General features: G+C 68.6%; 21 protein-coding genes and 1 pseudogene. 9 read left to right on the top strand and 13 right to left on the bottom strand.

Going from position 1 to position 21,636, the window contains the following annotated elements; translation table 11 throughout:
• Nucleotides 1–19: 19 nt before the first annotated feature.
• Nucleotides 20–364, top strand: coding sequence for an integration host factor, actinobacterial type (gene mihF, locus ACNJ7E_RS18305; protein WP_368680591.1), 345 nt, complete (start codon nt 20–22; stop codon nt 362–364).
• Between the two features lie 107 nt (nt 365–471).
• Here mihF and ACNJ7E_RS18300 read toward each other — a convergent pair whose 3' ends face one another.
• Nucleotides 472–651 carry a hypothetical protein gene (locus tag ACNJ7E_RS18300; RefSeq protein WP_418340643.1) on the bottom strand — a complete coding sequence of 60 codons (180 nt, stop codon included), beginning with the start codon at nt 649–651 and terminating at the stop codon, nt 472–474.
• Nucleotides 652–904: 253 nt separating this feature from the next.
• On the opposite strand from ACNJ7E_RS18300, the gene ACNJ7E_RS18295 reads away from it, so the two are divergent.
• Nucleotides 905–1,324, top strand: a complete 420-nt coding sequence (locus ACNJ7E_RS18295) for a PRC-barrel domain-containing protein (RefSeq protein ID WP_418340642.1) — start codon at nt 905–907, stop codon at nt 1,322–1,324.
• A gap of 255 nt (nt 1,325–1,579) precedes the next feature.
• Here ACNJ7E_RS18295 and ACNJ7E_RS18290 read toward each other — a convergent pair whose 3' ends face one another.
• The 10 genes from ACNJ7E_RS18290 to nhaA all read right to left on the bottom strand — a co-directional run bounded on the left by ACNJ7E_RS18290 (nt 1,580) and on the right by nhaA (nt 12,527).
• A complete protein-coding gene (locus ACNJ7E_RS18290) occupies nt 1,580–2,773 on the bottom strand; it encodes an IS110 family RNA-guided transposase (protein WP_418340641.1) in 1,194 nt (397 codons plus the stop codon).
• Between the two features lie 256 nt (nt 2,774–3,029).
• Nucleotides 3,030–3,503 (bottom strand): hypothetical protein, encoded by a 474-nt coding sequence (locus tag ACNJ7E_RS18285; protein ID WP_418340640.1) that lies wholly within the window; start codon nt 3,501–3,503, stop codon nt 3,030–3,032.
• A 735-nt stretch (nt 3,504–4,238) separates the two neighbouring features.
• A complete protein-coding gene (locus tag ACNJ7E_RS18280; protein ID WP_418340639.1) occupies nt 4,239–5,405 on the bottom strand; it encodes an alpha/beta fold hydrolase in 1,167 nt (388 codons plus the stop codon).
• A 251-nt stretch (nt 5,406–5,656) separates the two neighbouring features.
• Nucleotides 5,657–6,310 (bottom strand): ABC transporter permease, encoded by a 654-nt coding sequence (locus ACNJ7E_RS18275; RefSeq protein ID WP_418340638.1) that lies wholly within the window; start codon nt 6,308–6,310, stop codon nt 5,657–5,659.
• Complete coding sequence (locus tag ACNJ7E_RS18270) at nt 6,307–6,777, bottom strand: ATP-binding cassette domain-containing protein (RefSeq protein WP_418340637.1); 471 nt, start codon at nt 6,775–6,777, stop codon at nt 6,307–6,309. Before ACNJ7E_RS18270 ends, ACNJ7E_RS18275 begins: the two co-directional genes overlap by 4 nt.
• Before the next feature lie 5 nt (nt 6,778–6,782).
• On the bottom strand, nt 6,783–7,037 hold the full coding sequence (locus tag ACNJ7E_RS18265; RefSeq protein ID WP_418340636.1) for an ATP-binding cassette domain-containing protein: 255 nt from the start codon (nt 7,035–7,037) through the stop codon (nt 6,783–6,785).
• Nucleotides 7,034–7,615: a TetR/AcrR family transcriptional regulator gene (locus tag ACNJ7E_RS18260; RefSeq protein WP_418340635.1), complete on the bottom strand. Its 582-nt coding sequence runs from the start codon at nt 7,613–7,615 to the stop codon at nt 7,034–7,036. Before ACNJ7E_RS18260 ends, ACNJ7E_RS18265 begins: the two co-directional genes overlap by 4 nt.
• Before the next feature lie 150 nt (nt 7,616–7,765).
• A complete protein-coding gene (locus tag ACNJ7E_RS18255) occupies nt 7,766–8,209 on the bottom strand; it encodes a hypothetical protein (protein ID WP_418340634.1) in 444 nt (147 codons plus the stop codon).
• Nucleotides 8,210–8,225: 16 nt separating this feature from the next.
• The gene (locus ACNJ7E_RS18250; protein WP_418340633.1) at nt 8,226–11,186 is read right to left on the bottom strand and encodes a UPF0182 family protein; all 2,961 of its coding nucleotides are present in this window, start codon (nt 11,184–11,186) and stop codon (nt 8,226–8,228) included.
• An 18-nt stretch (nt 11,187–11,204) separates the two neighbouring features.
• Nucleotides 11,205–12,527, bottom strand: coding sequence for a Na+/H+ antiporter NhaA (gene nhaA, locus ACNJ7E_RS18245; RefSeq protein WP_418340632.1), 1,323 nt, complete (start codon nt 12,525–12,527; stop codon nt 11,205–11,207).
• A gap of 733 nt (nt 12,528–13,260) precedes the next feature.
• Between nhaA and ACNJ7E_RS18240 the strand changes: the two are divergent.
• Nucleotides 13,261–14,087 (top strand): annotated as a pseudogene (locus ACNJ7E_RS18240) (alpha/beta hydrolase).
• The gene (locus ACNJ7E_RS18235; protein ID WP_418340631.1) at nt 14,060–14,278 is read left to right on the top strand and encodes an alpha/beta hydrolase family protein; all 219 of its coding nucleotides are present in this window, start codon (nt 14,060–14,062) and stop codon (nt 14,276–14,278) included. The pseudogene ACNJ7E_RS18240 and the gene ACNJ7E_RS18235 overlap by 28 nt, the downstream one beginning before the upstream one ends.
• Before the next feature lie 263 nt (nt 14,279–14,541).
• On the opposite strand, the gene ACNJ7E_RS18230 is transcribed toward ACNJ7E_RS18235, so the two are convergent.
• Together ACNJ7E_RS18230 and ACNJ7E_RS18225 are read right to left on the bottom strand one after the other, a co-directional pair.
• The gene (locus ACNJ7E_RS18230) at nt 14,542–15,936 is read right to left on the bottom strand and encodes an FAD-dependent oxidoreductase (protein ID WP_418340630.1); all 1,395 of its coding nucleotides are present in this window, start codon (nt 15,934–15,936) and stop codon (nt 14,542–14,544) included.
• Between the two features lie 90 nt (nt 15,937–16,026).
• Entirely contained in the window at nt 16,027–18,108 is a 2,082-nt protein-coding gene (locus ACNJ7E_RS18225) for an ATP-binding protein (RefSeq protein ID WP_418340629.1), read from the bottom strand.
• A 292-nt stretch (nt 18,109–18,400) separates the two neighbouring features.
• On the opposite strand from ACNJ7E_RS18225, the gene ACNJ7E_RS18220 reads away from it, so the two are divergent.
• The 5 genes from ACNJ7E_RS18220 (at nt 18,401) to ACNJ7E_RS18200 (ending at nt 21,267) form a co-directional block, all read left to right on the top strand.
• Entirely contained in the window at nt 18,401–18,973 is a 573-nt protein-coding gene (locus ACNJ7E_RS18220; protein WP_418340628.1) for an LGFP repeat-containing protein, read from the top strand.
• Nucleotides 18,974–19,524: 551 nt separating this feature from the next.
• Nucleotides 19,525–19,689 (top strand): hypothetical protein, encoded by a 165-nt coding sequence (locus ACNJ7E_RS18215; RefSeq protein WP_418340627.1) that lies wholly within the window; start codon nt 19,525–19,527, stop codon nt 19,687–19,689.
• Nucleotides 19,689–20,309: a PRC-barrel domain-containing protein gene (locus tag ACNJ7E_RS18210; protein ID WP_418340626.1), complete on the top strand. Its 621-nt coding sequence runs from the start codon at nt 19,689–19,691 to the stop codon at nt 20,307–20,309. The genes ACNJ7E_RS18215 and ACNJ7E_RS18210 overlap by 1 nt, the downstream gene beginning before the upstream one ends.
• On the top strand, nt 20,309–20,740 hold the full coding sequence (locus ACNJ7E_RS18205; protein WP_418340625.1) for a PRC-barrel domain-containing protein: 432 nt from the start codon (nt 20,309–20,311) through the stop codon (nt 20,738–20,740). The genes ACNJ7E_RS18210 and ACNJ7E_RS18205 overlap by 1 nt, the downstream gene beginning before the upstream one ends.
• 80 nt (nt 20,741–20,820) lie before the next feature.
• Complete coding sequence (locus ACNJ7E_RS18200; protein ID WP_418340624.1) at nt 20,821–21,267, top strand: SPW repeat protein; 447 nt, start codon at nt 20,821–20,823, stop codon at nt 21,265–21,267.
• Nucleotides 21,268–21,636 lie beyond the last annotated feature (369 nt).

The raw sequence follows: 21,636 nt of genomic DNA, 5'->3' as shown, positions 1-21,636 counted from the left end.
TGCACGGAAGGGTGAGGGTATGACTGTGCCTGATCTGTCCGCCGAACAACGCGCCGACGCGCGCCGGATCGCGCTCGAGGCGAGGGCGGTGCGTGCGCGAGCGCTCGCCGAGATCGCTGCGGGCCGGTTGTCGGTGGCGCGGTTGCTCGCTGCCGCGCAGTCCGAGCGCGCGTTGGCGCGGACCAAGGTGGACGCGGTGTTGCGGGCGCTGCCCGGGGTAGGGCCCGTGGGTGCGCGGGTGCTGCTCGAGCGGGCGAAGATCGCCGAAAACCGGCGTGTGGGTGCACTGACCGCCCGCCAGCGCTCGACACTCGCCGACATCACCGAGTATCCGATCCGATGGCGGTCGTACTCGACCGGGTAGCGGCGACGTCGCCCGCAGGTCGCATAGTCGTGACCCGTGTGAACACCGTTCTCTGCCGCTGGGGTGTGATGGCTTGGGATGACAGGGCCTTGGCGATCGGGCCGGGTCTACGTGCCGCCTCGGTCGTCGGGGTCGCGTACGAAGAGGTCTCGGATGGACCGGTAGTAGTCGAGCAGAGACAAATTGTGCTCGACCGCGGCGGCGGGAGAGTGTTCCTGCTGGCCGGACCGGGTCTCGTTGTCGATGCGCTGTTGCCAGTAGGAGTCGGGGCGAGGCGGTTGGCTCATGTTCTCCCTCCTCGCGTGCTTTTCGTGACTGACGACGCAGTCCTGACATTCGGTTACCGGCTTGCTGCCCCCGGTGACCGGAGTGTGTAGAACAACCACTGTGCCACACCAACAGTTGCTGTGGCGTTCTCACCACAGTGTCCGGGATTGGTGGCACGGTGATTCGGGAATCCGGTGCGGCGTGAATTGCGCCGCCGCAGAGGTGGGCTCGTCGACAAGCGGTAGTAGGACAGACGGTATGGGAGTGAGACAGATGGCAGAGAACGAGAACCAGCGCACGCTGATCGATCTGGATGACGCCGCGATGATGCTCGAGCATCCCGCCGAAGATATTCGCGGCCGCCGCGTCTACGACCGTGCGGGACGGGAACTCGGGGCCATCGACGGGTTGATCATCGACGAAGCCGAGAGCAAGGTGCGGTTCCTCCGGATCGGATCCGGAGGATTTCTCGGGCTCGGGAAGACGAAACGGCTGGTGCCGGTGGACGCGATCACCCGCATCGAGGACGGCACAGTACACCTGGACCGGACCAAGGGACACGTCGCCGGCAGCGACCCCTACGACCCGGAGGTGGTGCCGGTGGCCGACTTCTACCAGCGCCTTTACGAGCACTACGGGTATGTGCCGTACTGGGCGCCCGGCTACGTGTACCCGTATCCGCCACCGGCGTAGCCGGTCCGTCGAGTTCGTGTGCGGGTCGGCAGGTGGGGGTGCCAGCGGGGTTTCGGCGGTAGTCGTTCAGGGTGGTCGGTGTGGCCCGCCACTGGGCGGATCGCCGATCTTGATGGTCGTGAACGCGGCACCGACAGTCGGCGCACCAGAGTGACACCTTTGTCGTGGTGGTGCCGCGGAAACCCCGGGGGAGCGGCAGGAGGTCTCGGGCGTCGCGTCCGCGGCTGTTCTCGGGGGGTGTCCCTATGGTTTTCGTCAAGCCGCTGAGGGGGTTGGATTCCGGTAGAGTTCCTTGTTCTTAAGCATGGCGTAGAGGACGTCGCAGCGGCGTCGGGCGAGGCAGATCAGGGCCGCGTTGTGTTTCTTCTTCTCGTCCCGTTTCTTGTTGTAGTAGGCGCGACTGGTGGGGTCGTGGAGGGTGGCGAAGGCGGACAGGAACAGGGCGCGTTTGAGTTTCTTGTTGCCGGAGCGGGCGGGGTGCTCGCCACGGATGGAGGATCCCGATTTTCGGGTGACCGGTGCGATGCCGGCATAGGCCGCCAGGTGCGCGGCGGAGGGGAAGGCGGAGCCGTCGCCGACCTCGATCAGGATCCGAGCTGCTGTCCTGACGCCGATGCCGGGCATCGAGGTCAGGACTGGGGAAAGAGGGTGGTCATCGAGGGCCCTCTCCACGTCCGCGGCGACCGCTTTGCGTTGTAACAGGGTCTCTTTCAGTGAATCCGCGAGTTTGGGGAGAACGGTTTCGGCGGCCGCGGTGCCGGGCACCACCACGGCCTGCTCGTCGAGGGCGGCAAGGATGTCGGTGGCCAACCTGGCGCCCATGCGGGGTGCGTGCTTGACCGCGATCGCGGTGAGCTTGCGCTTGCCGGCCTGCCGGATTCCGGCCGGCCCGCCGCAGCGGGAGAGGATCTCGAGCACCGCCGGATGGGTGATGCGGGGGCCGAGGACCCGCTCGAGGGCCGGGTGGATGGAGGTGAGCAGGCCTCGGATGCGGTTGCTGACCCGGGTGGCCTCACCGGCAAGGTCGTCGTCGAATCCGACGAGGACCTCAAGCTCGGCGAGGGCCTCGTCGCCGGTATCGACCCGGCGCAGGGTGTGCGGCATGGTGCGGGCGGTATCGGCGATGATGAACGCGTCTCGGGCGTCGGTTTTCGCCTGTCCGGGGTACAGGTCGGCGATGCGGCGCATCGCCAGTCCGGGCAGGTAGCCGACCTCGTGGCCGCCTACGCGGGCCACGGTGACCGGCAGGGCGCCGATCGTATTGGGTTGGTCGACGACCACCAGCACCGATCCGTGGCTGGCCAGGCGGTCGAAGACCGCCCGCAGCTTCGCTTCGTCGTTCGGCAACGCCTTGTCGTAGATCTTCTTTCCGGCGGCGGTCAGTCCGACGGCGTGGTGTTCGCCTTTGCCGACGTCGATGCCGCAGTACACCGCATAGTTCGAGTCCATTCAGGGGTCGTCCCTTGTGTCTCGGTCGGCCGGTCGCCGATCCGGCATCGACGCCCGGCACCCACGTTACAAAGAGACCTACCCAATTTCGGTTGGCCGTGTCCCTATCAGCGGTCCGTCGACGCCACCACACCCGGCGACACCACCCCCCGGATCATGCGAGAGACAGGGGCAAGGAGTCATACCGGGTCTGGCGACCGTAGCCCTTCTGTGAAGGACCGTGAATAAGGTAACGGGGCAACGTGTTGGCGGACTGTCATGGCGGGACATGGGATACCGATCCGACGTCGACGGTCGAGGTGGTCGGAGCCAGGCCGATCCGGGTCCAGTCCACGGTCACGGTGAGCGATGCGGGTGTCGGTGCTCCGCCGCCGATCCAATACCTCGGCGTGGTGCGGAAGTCGGTCAGTCGAGTTGTTCCGAACGACAGGATCGGGGCCTGGTAGGGGTCGGCTTCGCCGTGCAGGGTGCCGTAGCGCACCTCGGTCCGGAGGAACGACCACTGCGCGCACGGGTCGTGCGGATCGGTCAGGTGCCGCGTTTCGAAGCGTGCCTGTCGGGCGGCGTGACCGTAGGCCGTGAGCGCCAGACACAGTTCCACACCGTCCGGGTAGAGGAGCAGGGCGGTGAGTTCGACGGTGATTCCGAGATCGGCGGCCAGAACTGCCCGCCTGTGTACGGACGCACCGGATTCGGGCGGTGGGGGTGCGGCCGGCCAACGTCGTCGCATACCCGTCATGCTCTCACCGGAGTAAGCGTCTCGACGCGAGAATCCTGCCGAACCGCCTGTTTTCACGTCCGCGCGGCCGACGGAAGCCACGACGATCTGCGCGGGAGTTCTTCTGTCCGGAACCGGGGTGCGATCGAACTACCCGTTTTCCGGCAGACCCGTGCTCGGATCGACCCCCGACAGGGGAAACCTCCTACAACTATTGTGTCGAGCAATCTTTGCTGGGGGTTCTTCGCTCGATGGTGGGGTGCGGGTGGTGGGAGCAAAGGGAAACCCTGCGGAAAACGGCTGTTCGACGCTTCTTCAGAGGTGAGGAGAGGAGAGACGAGGAGGATGTGCGGGGAAGTGGTGCGGCGGGGCGGAGTCCGGCCACGAGCCGGTAGACGTGGCTCGATCAGGGTGGATGCGGCGGGGATGCTCGACTCGCCGGAGATGAGCATTCTCGGGTGTGTTCGGCGGCGACGGGAACCCACGGATGCAGGGCGGAGCGGACGGTGGAAGCCAGGCGTTCCTTACCATTCGTCAGTCGCACTTGGGCGACGTCGTCCAGTGTGGGGTTGGCGGGGAGCAATGCGCGCCCTGGCAACAGACAAATGCATGTTCAGGTCTATCGGCAATCCCTGGTAGCGAGAGAACGGGCGGGGCGGTGGGTTCCGGAGGTGTTCGTCGCGCCCCGCCACGTGGAGGCCGCCCGGTCTACCAGCGCTTCCGCAGGTCGGCAGGGGCCATGAGGGGTCAGGGTTCGCCGACGGCGGTCGGTGATGGGGTGGGGGTGTCGAGGGTGGATCGGAGGAACGGAAGGATGCGGTTGGCGATCGCGTCGTTGTAGGTGCCCGGGTGCTGGTTGGGGTTGGCGTGGCCGGTGCCGTCGAGTTTGACCACCAGGAGGGTGCCGTCCGGTCCGCCGGAGTGGTCGATGAGGATGTGCTGGCTGTAGTCGACGTCGACGACCTGGTCGGCGGCGGCGACGCGGGGGCGCAGGAATACGATCGCGGGCCGTGGTTTCCCCTCGCGCGGGTGGGCGAGTGCGTTCAGGTTGTCGATGGCGCCGGAGGCGACGATGACGGTGAACTGGGACTCGACCAGTCCGTTGCTCGCGGCCCGGCGGGAGAGGATCTTGTCGCGCAATACCTCGCGCAGGACCTCGCGCAGTTCGGCCGGGTCGATACGGGGGTACCAGGTCGAGTGATCGACGAATCGGTCTTGGCGGGCGGCGGTTTCGACGAGCAGGCGCAGCACTCGGCTTTCGCGGGCGCCGGGGATCCAGCCGATCCACCGCAGTAGGTTTTCGCCGGCGTCCCGGCTCCGCGCGCGTACCGCGTGCAGATCGAGTGGGGTGCAGTCGAGGATCACCGCGTCGACGGTCAGATCGGTGTCGCGGTAGAGGTGGTCGGCGATTTCGAGGGCGATGACGCCGCCCATGCTGTGCCCGGACAGCACGACGGCGTCGACGCCCTGGGCGTGGGCCTGTGCGCGGATCAGGGTGCTGATCACCTTGGTGTCGATACCGCTGTTGTCGTAGCGCACCGCCCAGACCTGCCCGATGTGGGAGAGGGCGGGCAGCGAGGATGCGGTGCGGGTCGCATCGAGATTGCCGAGTCCGACCAGTTCGACGACCGCGGTGCTCTGTTGGGTGGGGTGTTGGGCGTCGTAGACCGAGTGGATCTGCGGTTGGGTGGTTGCCAGTCGTGCCTGTTCGGGCAGCACGTCGTGCATGAAATACACACTGCCCGCGCACAGCGCCGGTACCAGGATCCACATCGCCAGCCACACCAGCGTCCGCCGGGTCCGGCCGAACCGGACCCACCGGTGGCCGGTCCGGGTCTGCCGCAACCGCGCGCGGCGCCGCTCGTCGCTGAAGTCGGCGACGGTGGTGCGGTGACGGGGGCGCAGGGGCGGCATGGGATCGGTGCGAGGTGAACGGTGTCGGGCGCGTGGGTCGGTTCGGTTGAGGGGCTTTCTCTCACTGTAGGGCCGTTGCCGCTGCGGCCGCGGGAGGCGGTCCCGAACCGGGCGTACCCGAGCGTTGAGGTTGCACCCTAGCGGGACAGGGCGAGCCGCTGCCAGGTGACCAGGGTCAGTGCGGCGCCGATCACGGGGATCGGAAGGACCAGCAGCAGTCGGGCGGCGGGGACGGTGCCGGTGTCCGCCGCTCACAGGCCGGGGAGGGAGAACGGGAACCATCCGCCGATTCCTGTCAGCACCGCCATCTGGGCGAGGACGACGACGGCGATGACCGCCGCGACGGCCGGCAGGTAGCCGCGGGCGAGGGTGGCGACGCAGGCGCACGGAAGGGCGAGCGCGGCCGTCGAGGCGGCGACGAGCAGAAATTTCCCAACCCGCGTGCGGAGGTCGGGTTCACCGCTTTCGTCGAGGATCAGGCCCGCGCCGACCAGGGCGGCGGCGAGGCCGACGGCGGTGGCCACCGCCCAGGCCGTCAGGATCACCAGTTTCGCCGAGGCGACCGCGGCCCGGGAGACCGGTGCGGCGCAGATCCCGTTGACGCTGCCGTCGGTGAACTCCCGGCCGAAGACCCAGCCGATGATCACCCCGAAACCCAGCAGTCCGGCCACCGCGATGATGGTGTCGGCCGCGGTGAACAGACCGGCCCAGCCGCCCTCACCGCCGATCGACTGGGCCTTGGCGGCGGTCAGCGAGGAGCCGCCGGCCGGCGGGTGCACCGTCAGCACACACAGCGCGGTGACACCGGCCACCAGGAAGACGGTGGTGACCTGGGCGGGGCGGGCGCGGCGGAACTTGAGCCACTCCACCGACAGCGCGGCGCGGAGCTCGGCCCGCCCGGTCACGGCGTGGCCTCGGTGTCGGCGTAGACCAGTTCGAAGAACCGCCGCTCGAGGTCGATGCCCGTCGGCGCGAGGGTGCCGATGAGCCGCCCCTCGTTGATCACGGTGATGCGATCGGCGACCCGCGCCACCTCGTCGAGGTGGTGGCTCGAGACGAAGGTGGCCGCGCCCGCGCTGCGGGTGCGGCGCAGCAGCTCGCGGACCAGCATGATTCCGGCGGGGTCGAGGGCGTTGGTCGGTTCGTCGAGGATGAGCAGGTCAGGCTCCGCGATCAGGGCGGCAGCGAGGCCGAGACGCTGCCGGTTGCCGAGGGAGAGCTTGCGGGCCCGGGTGTGGGCCCACGGGGCGAGTACGAGTTCGGTGGTGTATCGGTCGGCGGCGGTCCGCGCCGCCGTGGGCGAGAGTCCGGCGAGGCGCCCGGCGATGCGCAGGTTCTCCACGACGGTCAGTTCGGGGTAGGCCAGCGGCATCTCGATCAGGTGCCCGCCGTCCAGTGCCGCGCCGACATGGTGAAGGGATCGTGTCCGTGCACGGTGACCGTGCCTTCGTCGGCCCGGATCGTGCCCAGCATCAACCGCATCAGCGTCGTCTTCCCGGCACCATTGAGGCCGACGAGGGCATGGACCTCGCCCGCGCGCAGATCGACGGTGACCTCGTGGAGGGCGCGGCGCCCGCCGTAACGCTTGCTGGCCCGGGTGCACTGCAGCACCACCGCGCCGGAGACTGTCATGGCGTCACCGAAGCGTGCGCGGTGATGCGCCCGGCGCCGGGCACCAGCGCGGTCAAGGCGAACGTGATCCGCTCGCCGAGAGTGCCGGTGCCGCTCTCGGCCCAATCCGTCAATGCCGCCGACAGTGCACCCATGCACGCCCCGGCGGCGACCTCGGCCTCGAGCCGGCCCGCCCCGGACGCCCGCAGGGCATCGGTGATGGCCCGCTGGGTGACAAGGTTGGTCTCCCACATCCGCGCCCGCAGCCGGGGGTGGGAGGTCACGATCCGCATGCGGGTCCGCACGTCCCCCAGGTCTGCTTCGGGCACCGTGCGCCAGGCCTGCGCCAGCCCGTCACACGCCCGCTCGAGCGCGCTGTGCGAGCAGGGTTGGCGGGCCACGCACGCCGCGATCACCGGATCGTACGGGTCATCGAGCAGCACAGCATCTTTCGTCGGGAAGTGACGAAAGAACGTCATTTGGGAGACACCCGCGGTCGCCGCGATCTGGTCGACGGTGGTGGCGTCGTAGCCCTGCGCGGTGAACAGGGCGATCGCGGTCGATTGGATCCGAGACCGTGTGCGGGCGGACTTCGACACCCCATAATGTTAGTCGCTAACATTATGGGGGTTCAAGACCCGCCGTCTCGCGGTCCCGCCGTTGACGGCGGCGTGGGCGATGCCGCGAAGGCGGCCGGCCCGGCTCCACACCGCGCACAACCAGAAGTGGGTTCCGTCATCGTGCGTACGTCACACCGATGGGCACAGGCTCTGCCGGGTGCGGTTCCAGAACGGGAACAGTTCCGGGCTGGTGGCGTCGGGATGGTCCACGTGCGCGACGGCAACAAATTCCAGGAACGTCTTGCCCACCGTTCGGGACAGTGCGCATGCCTGCAGGCTCAGTTTCGCGGAGGCGGCGAACCCGATCCGGTCGGCGTAGGGGCCGAGGGGGCTGGTGGTGAGGAACTGCTCGAGGCGTGCTCCCCATTGGTTGTACTGGGTTTGCAGGGTGTAGTCGCAGGGGTGGGTGAGCAGGTCGGCGCAGGTGGTGGGTCGGCCACTAATGACGAACACCGCGTCGGCGAGCGGGTGGGGTTCCGGGTGCTCCGGATCGTGGCGCAAAACCTGGAACACGGCGAAGCCGAGTCCGGCCACGATGAGCAGGACGAGCACGGTTCGGACCAGGCGCGGCATGATGGTTGCTCCTTTCTCAGCGGGGGCTGCCGCCGGCTGTGCGGTAGTGATCGACCGCGGTGTGGAGGCGGTCGAGGGCGGTCCCGTAGGCGGTGAAGTCACCGGTGCGCTGGGCCTGCCGCAGGGCGGCGAGGGCGTCGTCGAGTTCGGTGACCGCGGCGGTCAGCGCATCGATGCTCGGTGGGGCGGCGGGCTGCCCCGGCGAGGGCGCGGGTGCGACGGACGGGGGCGGCGGCGCGGGTGCGCCCGCGCGGGCGGGTGCGAGTGCCGCCTCCCCGGTGCCGGGGCCGAAGACCTGGTCGAGGGCCTCAGCCAGGGTGGGGGCGTAGCCGATGCGGACGCCGCCGGTGCCGGGTTCGCGGTAGCTGACCAGCAGCCGGGCCAGTTGCGGGAACGTCGATCCTTCCGCGGAACTGGTCAATCGTTCGGTGAACAGCGGTTCGACGTAGAGGATGCCGCCGTCGGCGATCGGCAGCGTGAGCAGGTTGCCGTAATGGATCTTGTTGGAGCGCTCGAGCAGGGTGCGTTCGGAGGCGACCCGGGTGTCGGAGATCATCGAGTTCTGGGTTTGCTGCGGGCCCTGGGTCTGGGTGTCGGTCGGCAGCCGGAGGATCTCGAATCGGCCGTAATTCTCGGGGTCCGAGCGCACCGACAGGTAGGCAGAGAGGAATTCGCGGTTGAAGCCGACCATGGCGCTGGTCAGGCGGAACGAGGGCTGCGCGGTGTCCCGGTCGCCGGTCAGGACGTAGTACGGCGGTTGCGGTCCGCTGGTGTCGGCGGTGGGGTTGGTGGGCACCGACCAGAAGGCGTTGGTGGTGAAGAATTCCCGGGGGTCGTCGACCTGGTATTTGGCGAGGAGCCCGCGCTGGAGGCGGAACAGGTCCTCCGGGTACCGGAAGTGGGCGCGCAGCTCGTCGGGGATCGCCTCCGGGGGCTGCACGGTGCCGGGGAACACGCTCATCCACGCGGCCAGGATCGGGTCGGTCGTGTCGACCTGGTAGAGGGTGACGGTGCCGTCGTAGGCGTCGACGGTGGCCTTGACCGCGTTGCGGGCGTAGGACACCTGCGGCGGTTGCTGGATCAGGCCGGTGCCGGTGGTGCCCGGTTCGCGCAGCGCCCCGGGTTGGGCGTAGGGGTAGTGGTCGGCGGTGGTGTAGGCGTCGACGATCCACACGATCCGCCCGTCGACGACGGCGGGGTAGGGGTTGGTGTCGGTGGTCAGCCACGGGGCGACGTAGTGCACGCGGGTGGCCGGATCGCGGCGGTAGAGGATCTTGGAGTCGTCGCCGATGACGCCGGAGAAGACGATGTTGCGTTCGGCGTAGGTGACCGCGTAGGCGAGCCGGTGGGACCAGCTCCCGATCGGGACGCCGCCGGCACCGGTGTAGGTGTAACGGGAGGTGTCGGTGTCGTATTCGCGCGGCGCGGTGGTGTCCGCGCCGCCGACGATGGCGTAGTCGGGTTCGGCGGCGCCGATCTTCTCCCCGTAGTAGATGCGGGGTTGGTCGACCGGGATGACCTGGTCGCCGGCGGCCTGGGAGGCGATGTCGCTGACCAGGTAGATCGGGTAGCCGCTGTCGCTGCTCGCGGCCTGCCCGGCGGCGTCGCGGACGGGGGCGTTGACCCGGTTCGCCGGCGCCGCGACGAAGCCGTTGCCGTGGGTGTAGACGGTGTGCTGGTTGATCCACTGGGTCTGGTTGCCGCTCAGGCTGGTCGGGGACAACTCGCGGGCGGCGACGACGTAGTCACCGACCCGGCCGTCGACGGTGTAGCGGTCGAGGTCGAGGGTATCGGTGAAGCCGTAGAAGTTCTTCAGCTGCTGTTGCTGGGTGAAGGTGCGGGAGAGGACGTTCGGGTCCAGCAGCCGCATGGTGGCGATGGTGGTGAGGTCGGCGGGAACGCTGTCGGGCGACCGGGTGCCGACTCCGGGGTAATCCAGGTAGTCGACCCGGTCGGCGCCGATGCCCATCGCCTGCCGGGTCGCGGCGATGTTGCGTTCGATGTAGGGGCTCTCCCGGTCGGCGGCGTTCGGGCGGACCGAGAACTGCTCGACCACGGCGGGGAAGATGCCCCCGACCAGGATCGACGACAGCACCAGCAGGGCCGTCGCCATCGCCGGAATCCGCAGATCGTCGGTCACCAGGACCGCGAAGAACGCGGCCGCGCACACCACCGCGATCGCGACGAGGATCATCCGTGCCGGCAGCACCGCGTTGATGTCGGTGAATCCGGCGCCGGCGAATGTCGGTTCCTTGCGGTCACTCCACAACAGCGTGTACCGGTCGAACCAGTAGCTGACGGCCTTGAGGGTGATGAAACTGCCGCCGAGCACCGACAACTGGATCCGGGCCGGCCGGGAGATTTTAGTCTTGCCGGCATCAAGAGAGACCTGGATCCCGCCGAACAGGTAGTGCACGCAACCGCTCCCCACCCACGCCAGGAAGACGGCGACGAACAACCAGGTCAGGATCAGCCGGTAGAACGGCAGATCGAAGACGCAGAAGCCGATGTCGTGACCGAACTCGGCATCTGTGGTGCCGAAGCTGCAGCCGTGCAGGAACAGCTGCACCGTCTCCCAATTCGCCTGCGCATGCGCGCCGAACGGCAACGCCAGCAGCACCGGCACCCCGATCGCGAACAGCCGCGGATGGGACAGGACCGCGGCCCGGGACCCGCGCCGCCAGTCGTCGCCCGACGGTTCCGGGGTGAACAACGGCCGGGCGCGAAACGCCCACCACAGCACCCCCCACAGCATCGCCGCCACCACCACCGTGACCCCGGCGAACAGCACCAGCCGGGTCACGACGATCGTGCCCCAGACACTGCGGTAGCCGACCGCACCGAACCACAACGCATCGGTGTACACCGCGACCAGGCTCGGCCCGACCACCAGCAGCGCCATGCATCCGAGGAACGTCCACAGGGCGACGGCGACGCGGCGCGGGAGCACCGGCCGGGCCGGATCAGAGGTCTTCACCGCACTCACCGTCTCCGGTCACGGCCGGTCACCTCCGCCGGACTCGTACACGTCCGGAACTCCGTCCCGATTCAGATCGACCGCTTCCTCCTCGGCGATCAGCCGGTAGACCCGGTTGCGGATCCGCAACACGATCGCGGCGAGCAGCGCCGCGATCACCGACCCGACCAGCACCCCGATCTTGACGTGATCGTCGCGCAGGCTCGCCCCGCCGTAGGCGAGTTCCCCGATCAGCAGCGACACGGTGAACCCGATCCCGGCGAGCATCGCCAGACCGAGGACGTCGATCCACCGCAACCCGGAGTCGAGGGTGGCCCTGGTGAACTTGGACAGCACGAACGTGGTCCCGAAGATCCCGGCCGTTTTCCCCAGGACCAGGCCGGCGACGATGCCGAGGGTGATCGGATCCTCGACCGCGCTGCGCAGCCCCGAAACCCCGCCGATGGTGACACCGGCGGCGAAGAACGCGAACACCGGCACCGCGAACCCGGCGGAGATCGGCCGGATCCGGCGCTCGAAATGCTCGGCCAACCCGGGACCGGCCTCCGGCCCCCCGGCGGCCCGGCTGCGGATCACCGGCACCGTGAAGCCGAGCAACACCCCCGCGACCGTGGCGTGCACCCCGGAGGCATGCACCAGCCCCCAGGTCAGCACCGCCAGCGGGATCAGCAGCCACCAGGACCGGTTCCGCCGTTGGACCGCGAACCCGAAGGCGGCCAACGGCACCACCGCGGCGACCAGCGCCGGCACGGAAAGATGGTCGGTGTAGAACACGGCGATGATGGTGATCGCCAGCAGGTCGTCGACCACCGCCAACGTCAGCAGGAAAATCCGCAACGTCGACGGCAGATGGGTACTGATCACCGCCAGCACCGCCAGCGCGAACGCGATGTCGGTGGCCGTCGGGATCGCCCAGCCGCGCAGGGCACCCTCCCCGGTGCGCAGGTTCACCAGCACGAACACCACCGCCGGGAGCGCCATCCCGCCGACCGCCGCGGCGATCGGCAACGCTGCCCGGGCCGGGTCGCGCAGATCACCGGCGACGAATTCGCGTTTGAGTTCCAACCCGACGACGAAGAAGAAGATCGCCAGCAGCCCATCCGACGCCCACGTGCCCAGCGGAAGATGCAGGTGCAGCGCTGCCGGACCGACCGCGAAATCCCGCAACGCGTCGTAACCGCCGGACCAGGGCGAATTCGCCCACACCAGCGCGACCACCGTCGCCGCGAGCAGCAGGCCGCCACCCACGGTTTCCTTCCGCAGGATGATCGCGATGCGCGAGGCTTCCGCCCACGATCCGCGGGGAAACAGCGGGGCCCGGGCCGATCGAGTGCTACTCATACGGTGCCTTCCGGTCGGGTTGCAACGACCGCCGACCAGACTTCCCGGCTCACCGGTTTCACCCTAGCGTGAAACGCAGTGCTGCCGCGAAACGTCGCACAGCGAATCGGTGTGAGGACGCGCTCATCTACGTGCTCGCCGTTGTTCTTCGGCGTCACTCTCACTGTCGGTCCGTCGGCGAAGTCCTCGCCCGGTCGGTGCCGACATCCGGACCCTTTCCCGTCCGGAACGAAGCAGCGAACCCCGCAACTTCACATCATCGAAGCCAGCGGGAGGGTGTTTCGCCGGCATTTTCGAGCGCCTCGGGCGGCCTTGGACCTCACCGCATCGGGACTCCCGCTCGAGGCGCCACCAACCCGCACGCTGCCGCCCCGCGCAACGCCGGCCTGACCAAGGCCCTGTCGGGATTGCCCATCCAAGAGGGAGGGGTCTCTGCCCCGAGACCTGTTGAAACCACCTGCGAAAAGGGTGGCAGCGGTGAGAGTTCGGCAGAGATGCTGAGACTTGGCTGCCTATCGTGGGCGACACGCCTGTATTCGGAGCTCGGCTTGGCATGACGAGTGGCCGGGAGTGACAGCCTCGACGGCCACGGGGAGGAGCGGACAGTGAACTCACCCGATCGCGGGGCGCCGTCGTGGGGTATCTGATCACGGTGCTTCTGCTGGCCGTCCCGACCTTTTTCGCGTTGGTGGCCCCTCACCGCACACCGCCGTTGGCGCGGGCGAGTTTCTGGATGGGAATCGCCCTCAACGAGCTTCCGCTGTATCCGATGATGTGGATGATCGCGGCCACTGCCCTGGCACGCTGGGACGCAACACTGGTGACCAGCGAGGGAAGGATGGCACTGCCCGTGGCAGGCGGGGTGGTCGCGGCGCTGATGGTCATCCTCGCCCGCGGTCTCGCCGCCCGCGGCGTACTCGCCGAGGCGCTTCGCGAGGCAGGTTTTTCCGACGGGGCGGACCGCGTTCGTTATTGCGGGCGTCCCGCGAGAGTGCTGGGGTCGGTGTTGGTGCCCTTCGCCGTGCGTGCCTGGGGCGTCAGGCACCGACGCAACATCCGCTACGGCGAGTACGGCCGCCGGAACCTTCTCGATGTCTACAGTCCGGTGGCACCGCACCCGGGGGCGCCGGTGCTCGTGTACTTCCACGGCGGAGGGTATTTCTCCGGGCGCAAGGACAAGGAAGCCCGCCTGCTGCTGTATCGGCTGGCACGCCAGGGGTGGGTGTGTGTGAGCGCCAACTACCGGCTGCGACCGACAGCGTCCTTCGGCGATCACCTGACGGATTCGAGAAGGTGTTGGCCTGGACCGCCGACCACGCGGCCGAGTACGACGGCGACGCCGGCCGGGTAGCCTTGGCAGGAAGTTCCGCGGGGGCACACCTGATTTCGGTCGCGGCGCTGGCTGGGTCTCGGCATCTGCCGAACCGTGTCGGGCGGGCCCCGTTGACTGTGGACGCTGTTTCTACGGGTACTACGGTTACTACTACGGTCTCGGCCCGGACAGCGACACCGCGTCCTGCCCGGGCGACCTCGTGCATCCGGATGCCCCGCCGTTCCTGATCGTCCACGGTGAGCACGACACATATGTGCCTGTCGCAGGGGCGCGCCCCTTCGCGCGTCAGCTGCGCGAGGCGTCGAACAGTTCGGTGGTCTATGCCGAACTTCCTGGGGCGCAGCACAGCTTCGACCTTTTTCGCTCTCCCCGCTTCGTGAGTGTGGTCGATGCGGTAGAGGTGTTCCTCTCTCGGTGAGAGTCCCTCCGAGCGTGAACATGATCGGCGCCTCTGAGACGGGTGGCCGAAGATCGGTTCGACAGGTGTTGGTGTCCAGTGGCCGCGGGAGCCTGAGCCGGTCGTCGTGGTGCGTCGGCGGCGCCGATCAGGTAGCAGCCGCGCTCGGTGCGCAAGCCGTCGGTGTCGGCGCGGACCGGCGTGGTTGCCGAACGCTCCGAGCACGGTGGGCGGGCCGTCGTAGTCGGTGGGTGCGTACACGCATCCGATGACTTTCGTTCCGGTCAGCAGGTGTTTGGGCTGCACGTCGTTGTGGCCCGATCGGAGGCAGGGCGGCTGCCGTGGCGGCTGGATCGCAGGTTCTGCCGCAGAACGCGGACCACGGTGCCCGGTCTCAGCAGCCGCTGCGGGCGATCGACCAGGGCGGCGACGCGGATGAAGGTCGTGGCGAGCACGGGATCGTGGGCGGCGGCCGCATGCAGACGCGGAATATAGGCGTTGGCGATTCGCATCTTCGGGCTGCGGGCTCCGATCACGTCCGGGAAGGCCAGGTCCACGCCGACCGACATGTCCCACGGCACGTCGATCACCTTCGCGACGTCGCGAAAGAACGTACGTGGGTGGGGTTCGGTGCCTCGTTGCAGGTGACGTCGCAGCGTAATCGCCTCGAGGGCCGCGGCAGTCATGCCCTGCGCGTAGATCGGGTTGAGGCTGCACAGGGCGTCTCCGGTCACGAGGAGTCCGGCGGGGAATCGTGACAGGCGTTCATACCGCCGGCGGACGCTCGCCGGAAACCGGAACGACCGGGGCCGCTCGAGCGGCTCGGCGTCCCGGATCACGTCGCAGAGATCCGGGATCGGTAGGGTACGGGCGAAGTCGAGAAAGCCGTCCGGATCGGTGGGCGGATAGTCGCCGAGCATTCCCATCAGCGTCACCAGAAAGCGATTCCCCTCGAGCAGTTGCACGGCGCCGCCCCGCGGAGCATCGGGCGCCGGACCGATCACGACCCCGAGGTCATTACCCAGACCCGGGGCCGGGGCTCGGTAGATCTGGGTCGTGTAGCCGAGACCCACCTGGACCTTCTCCTCCTCTGGCGATTCAAAACCCATCTCCGCCAACCACGTTGGCGAGCGTGAACCCCGCCCGGTCGCGTCGACGACCAGGTCGGCGTCGAGGACCTCCTCGGCGCTGCCGTCGGCCCGTCGAAGCACACGGACCCCGGTGATGCGGCGACGGTCGGGCGTCATGGTCAGGCCGGCGGCGTCGCAGCGGTCCACGAGGGTGACACCGGGCAGTTCGCTCACCCTGGCACGCACGTAGCCCTCCAGATACGGTCGGCTGGCGCTGACGACGGTCATCCCGCTCTCCGGCTGCGGAAACCGGTGCCCGCTCAGGCACCATCGCACGTCGCGCAGGTTGTCCAGTGTCGGCACCCCACGTGCGACCAGGTCGTCGGTGAAGCCCGGGAACAGCTCCTCGAGGACCTGCTGACCGCGTTCGATCAGCACGTGGGTGTGCCGGGCTTGGGGCACGCAGCGGCGCGGGGTCGCCGTACCCGGGAGATGATCGTGATCCACCACGACCACCTGCACATACGCCTCGGACAGCACCCGGGCCGCGAGTAGGCCGGCGATGCTGGCGCCGAGCACCACTGCTCGGTGACCGATCCAAGTTGTCATGGGAGCCTCCTCGATGCAAATGACGACAACTACGAGAAGGGTGCGACAATTCGGTGCTCATTCACCAGTCCGGTTACTGCTCGATGGTGTTCACTCCTGACGTCCGTAGATTTCGCGATCCCACAACCACGAGACGATCTGCGCAACCCCCTGTGTGAGGTGGCGCCGATACGTGCTGAACGGCAACCCGAGGATCTGGGCGGCGGCCTCCTGGGTGGCGGCCGGGCGCAGATACGTCCGGTCGACCGCACGTACCATTTTGTCGTCGCGGGGATCGTCGGCCAGGGCGTCCACCGCGTCGCGGAGCACGGTGTCCAGTTCGGCGACATCCGGCTCGGCGCCGCCGCGGTCGCACACGACCCGGGTGCGCATCAACGGATTCCGCCGGAGCAGGTCGGGGCGGCGCCAGTCGTGCAGCGCCTGCCGGACCGCCTGCTCGAACTCGGGTTGGGACAGCACCAGCAGTTGCGGCCCCGACCGCTTGGGTGCAGCGGGATTCTCGGACAATGCGCGGACGGCGACCTGCTCGAACCAGGCATCCACCGGGACGCGACGGAAGTCGTGTGAGAACAGCCCATACCTGCGCGCACCGACCTCGAAATCGGCGCCCCCGGCCCGCGGAAGGTCGGCGACCGCGAAATATTCGTTCCACCGGTCCGGCTCGGCCAGGGTGAGGAAGTCCCAGGACAGCCTCGGGGTGCACAGGTACCGCTGCATGGTCATGATCGGGATCGCGTTCAACGTGGGCGACGGGTCTTGATAGGCGGTGGCGTCGATGACGAACCGGGTCTGGGTGACCGTCTCCCCTTCTCTGGGCGGCGACTGGGCGCGGGCGAAGTCCCAGGCAGCCGCGGCACCGGGATCCGCGGCGATGTCGTCGGCGGACGCGCGGCTCAGATCGAGCAGACCGAAGAACCCACGGGCCGTGCCGTCGGGACGGCGCACGATGTAGAACCCCTCCGGTTGGCGCCGAAACCACGCGGCGGCTATCTCCGCCGACTCCGCCCCCTCGTGGGAGCGAACCAACTCGACGATCGTGTCGCGATCCTCCGCGCGTGCGGGCTCCGGGTAGTGGTGGCCCCACGACTCCCAGTCCACCGGGGACAGGACCCCGGGAAGATTCCGGAACACGAACTTCAGGTCGAAGATCACGCGCTGCTGTTCGCGCCCGCTACGCGAGGTCAACCGGCGACGGAGGTGCCGCCACACGCGGTGGAACACCTCCGTGTAGGAGTCGAGGTCGCGCCACCGCAGATCCGCGTCGACGACGTCGCGAGCCAGATCGTGCGGGAACAGTCCCTCCGGGCCAGCCTCGACGAACGACAACTGCCGCAGCCACGCGAACACCTGGTGCGCGTCGTCGAGTTCGAGGACGTCCCGCAACAGGGACTCGGTGGTCACCCGGGCGAGGGCGCACACCTCGAGCGCCCGGCGGTGCACGGGACTCGGCACCACCTCGATGAACCGTTGCATGAGCACCCCGATCAGGTCGGGGGTCAACGGATCGGCGGCGACCTCGCCGCCCCGGGATGCCACGTCGGCCAGCAACGACAGCGCCAGCGGATGCCCATGCGTGACCTGGCAGATCCGCTCGTGCAACTGCGTCGGCACCGCCACCGCGCGAAGAAACTCCCGGCACTCCGTCGGGGTGAGGTTTCGCAGGGACACGACCCGCAACAGTTCACTCCACACCGCGTCGGCCCGCCATTGGGGGCTGGGCGGTGTCCGGGCCGCGATCACGGTGAGCGCCGTCGCAGGTAGCCGCGGCAGCAACCGAGTACGCATCCACTCGTCGATCGGCCCCAGCACCTCATAGCTGTCGACGAGGACGCAGAGCCGCTCCTGCGCGGACGTGATCGCGCCGGTGTCGGGCACCTCGACGGAGTCGCTCAACGCCGCGAGGACGGCGGAGGGGGACGGGGACAGGTCGCGGCCGTCGAGCCGGACGACCGTGGCGCCCAGATCCTCGGCGATCTCCGCCAGCATGTCGAGCAGTGCGGTCTTCCCGATCCCTCCGGGACCGTGCAGGTACAGCACGGACCACTGCGGATCGGCCGACTCCAGCCTGGCCCGGACCAATTCACGCTCACCCTCGCGGCCGACGTAGGTTCGTCGGCGCCGCGAGTTCAGCAGATCTCCGAGCGGTATCGAGGACGGCCCCGTGCCCTCCATACGACCAATGTTAGAAGCAGTACGGCAGAGCACACGCCAACGGCATCATCCTGGTGGCCTGGCGGTCGATCGTTCCTGAATGTTCTCCGCGTCGTCCCACTCGGAATGGGTCTGTCTCACAACGACGGCGGATCCGTCACAGCTGTGCCACGAGAAGTCAGATTCCGCCACGGCGGGACCTCTACCTGGCGGGGTTTGTCGCGGCCGTGCTCGGGTACGCCTGTGACATACAAATTTACTCAGGCCCGACACGTGACCTCAGGCGCGATCGTGGATGGGGAGGTGGCGGTGGATGCTGCGGAGACTGGTTCTACCGGTGCTCCTGGTCGTGGTTGTGGCGGTCCTCGGGGGATGCGACTCCACCGACGAACGCGCCTGTTGTCTGCCGCACGGGGCGATCGGGGCTCGTTACATCGCGATCGGGGGCGAGGACGGTCCGCTGGGCGGGTGCACCGGGCAGGAATCCGGCCGTGACGGCGGGCAGGTGCAGGACTTCGCCAACGGTGCGATGTTCTGGACCGAGGAGACCGGCGCCTGGGAGGTCTACGGTCAGATCGGGGCCAAGTACACCGAGATCGGCGGGCCCACCTCGGCGGTCGGGTGGCCGGTCAGCGGGGAGCTGATCACCCCCAACGGGGTCGGCCGCTTCAACCGATTCGAGCAGGGCAACATCTATTTCGCTCCCACGGGCACCCACCCGGTGTACGGGGCGATCTTCGCCGAATGGGGTCGGCAGGGCTTCGAGAACGGCCGGTTCGGGTTCCCCACCTCCGACGAGTTCGACATCCCCGGCGGGCGGCAAACAAATTTCGAGGGCGGCTGGATCCGGTGGATCGCCGACGGTGACCAGGTCCTCACCTCCTGACCGCCGATCGCCGGGGTGGAGGGATGGCCTCCGGCACACCGAGAGTCACCGTGTGTGCCCACTCGTCCCCGGAGTTCTGGTCAGCGCAAGATCACCCACACCGCCAGGGCCGCAAGAATCGCAGCGGCCAGCAACAACAGCAGCATGGTCTCGGTCCCGTGCGAGAGCATCCAGCCTGCCATGCCCCGAGTATGGTCCGCCCTGCTCCGCCCGGGGCTGGTTCGCGGATCCGATGGCCGCTCCGTCCAGGAGTAGCCGTCGCTGCGCGCCCGGTTCGGCAGCCCGCGACGGGTTTGGCGACCCGCAGTGGGTGTAGTGATCTCGGTTGGCCGGGAGAGGCAACCGAGATCACCGCGGATTGTGGTTATGCGGTGTCGGCTCCAGCCGGGATGTGGCGCGTCTACCTGCGGCGATCCCCATCGAACCCGGGGAACGGCGCCTGAAACCGCACGTCGCGGGGAGTAAACTCAGGGAGAATCCGAGAGATCTCCCTCGCGCAGCGGAACCGACCGGACATCCGGTGCGCCGCGGCCCGGAAAAGGGGTGACCCGATGCAGTGGTGGGGTTGGCTGATTCTGGTCGTGGCGGTGGTCGCGGTGATTGTCGGTGTCCTGCTTGCCGTGCAGGCCCGCCGCCGGTCCGGTGGGGTCATCATCGCCGATCCCGACTCCGATCCCGGCGGGGGTGCCGGGGACGGCGGGGGCGGGGGCCGGTGATGAGTGTGCTGATGCGGTGCAGTGAGATCACCACCCGCCCGGTGGTGACGATGGCGGGTGAGGCCGTGGCCCAGGTCAAAGACATCGTCTACGCCGCCGGCGGCGGCGAGGTCGCCGGGTTCACCCTCGCCGGGCGGGGGCCGTTCTCCGGCCCCCTCGATCGGGGACTGGTGTGGGATGCGGTGGCCGCGCTCGGCGCCGATGCGGTCATGATCGCCGACGAGGATGCCCTCGCCCCGCTGGCGGGGGTCCTCGAGCGCGCCTCGTCCCGCCGCGGATCGGGCAGCGACGTCCTCGGCGCGGAGGTGCTCACCGACACCGGCACCGCCCTCGGCGCCGTGGTCGATGTGATCGTCGAGGTCGACGGCGCGAACGGGCGGTGTGACGTCGTCGGCTACGAAATCGAATCATCGGAGGCGTCGAGATCGGAGGTGTCGGAAATGTCGGAAACGTTCGGCCACAAGGGAACCAAGGTGCTGCTGCCGTTGCCGGACACCCTCGCCGCGTCCGGGGAGCATGTGATGGTGCCGGCGAGCGCGACCGGTTTCGTGCGTGATGACCTGGCGGGGTTCGGTGCCGCGGTCGCGGCGTTCCGGGCGCACCTGAGAGGGGAACGCTGATGCGTTATTCCGCTGCGGTGGGCCGGCAGGTGGTCGGTTCCGACGCCGCGGACACGGTCGGGCAGGTCGCCGGTTTCGTGGTGGATCCGGCCAGGCGCCGGGTGGTGGCGGTGCAGGTGAAAACGTCCGGGCCGGGCACCATCGTGCCGTGGGCGAGCATCGGCACGTTCGGAGACGATGCGGTCATCGTGCGCGGGCCGGACGCGGTCGGCGAACCGGACGCGGCGATCGCGGCGCTGTCCGGCAAGGACCACACCCTGGTCGGCAAACGCGTGCTGACCGTGGCCGGAAACGAGTTGGGTACCGTCGCCGACGTCGATTTCGATCCCGGCTCCGGGGCGATCACCGCCCTGCTCGGCGAGTGTGGGGAGGTGGCCGGGGTTCGTCTGGTCGGGGTCGGCTCCTACGCCGTCGTCGTCGACACCCACTGAGACGTCCCGCCGATGGTCGGCCCGCGCAACCACATGTCCGGCCAGCGAACGAATGGGGGAGAACCAGCAAGGAACCCGAGATGATGAGCAGCCACCACCCACCGACCGGACCCCTGCCCGTGATCGATGCCCGCGGTCACCGCGGGCTGGTCGAGCGCCTGATCCTCGGTCCGGCCGAACGCCCCGACCAGAACATCCGCTGGCACCAACGGCTCCCCGGCCCGCAGACCCCCGGCATGGTCAGCACCATTACCCTGCTGTTCGGGGTCTGGGTCGCGATGTCGCCGTTCCTGTGGCACGAGTCCGGCACCGACTTCTGGACCGCCGCTCGCTGGAACGAGATCCTGATCGGTTCCGCGCTCGCCGTCCTCGGCCTGGCCCGGCTCACCGTTCCGGTGCGGGTGCTGACCGCCACCACGCTCGGTGGGCTGGCCGGGGGATGGCTGATCGCCTCACCCTTCGTGTTCGGCACGGTCCCGGTACCGACGCCACCCCCGCCACCGTCAACGACCTCCTGGTCGGACTGACCGTGCTCGCCGTCACCGCCCTCGGCCACGTCGACGCCCGCGCCGCCCTCAACGCCCCATACGGCGGGTGACCTCGAGGAGATCGGTCCGAAGCCGCGGAGGCCATGAGCGTGCGGGTGTCCGCTCGCTCAGACCCTCATCGAAACCGAGTGATGGGTGCCGAGACCCCCGATATCGGGTGGGTGGCATCGACGAAATCGTGTACTGCGGGAACCTGCATTCTCAGGAGAATTCCGCGGACGGCACTGAGGAACATGGTCATGGACCTGTCACCTCCTCGGGGGTCGTCGTGGAAATGTCCGGTTACCTCTCCTGCCAATAGTGGGTGGCTGCCGCGGTGTCAGGTCAGCTGATTCGCCGACACCCATC

It is taken from the genome of Rhodococcus mengyinensis (assembly GCF_048381435.1).
Lineage (GTDB): Bacteria > Actinomycetota > Actinomycetes > Mycobacteriales > Mycobacteriaceae > Rhodococcus_F > Rhodococcus_F opacus_D.
This window is presented reverse-complemented; position numbering and strand designations above follow the sequence as displayed.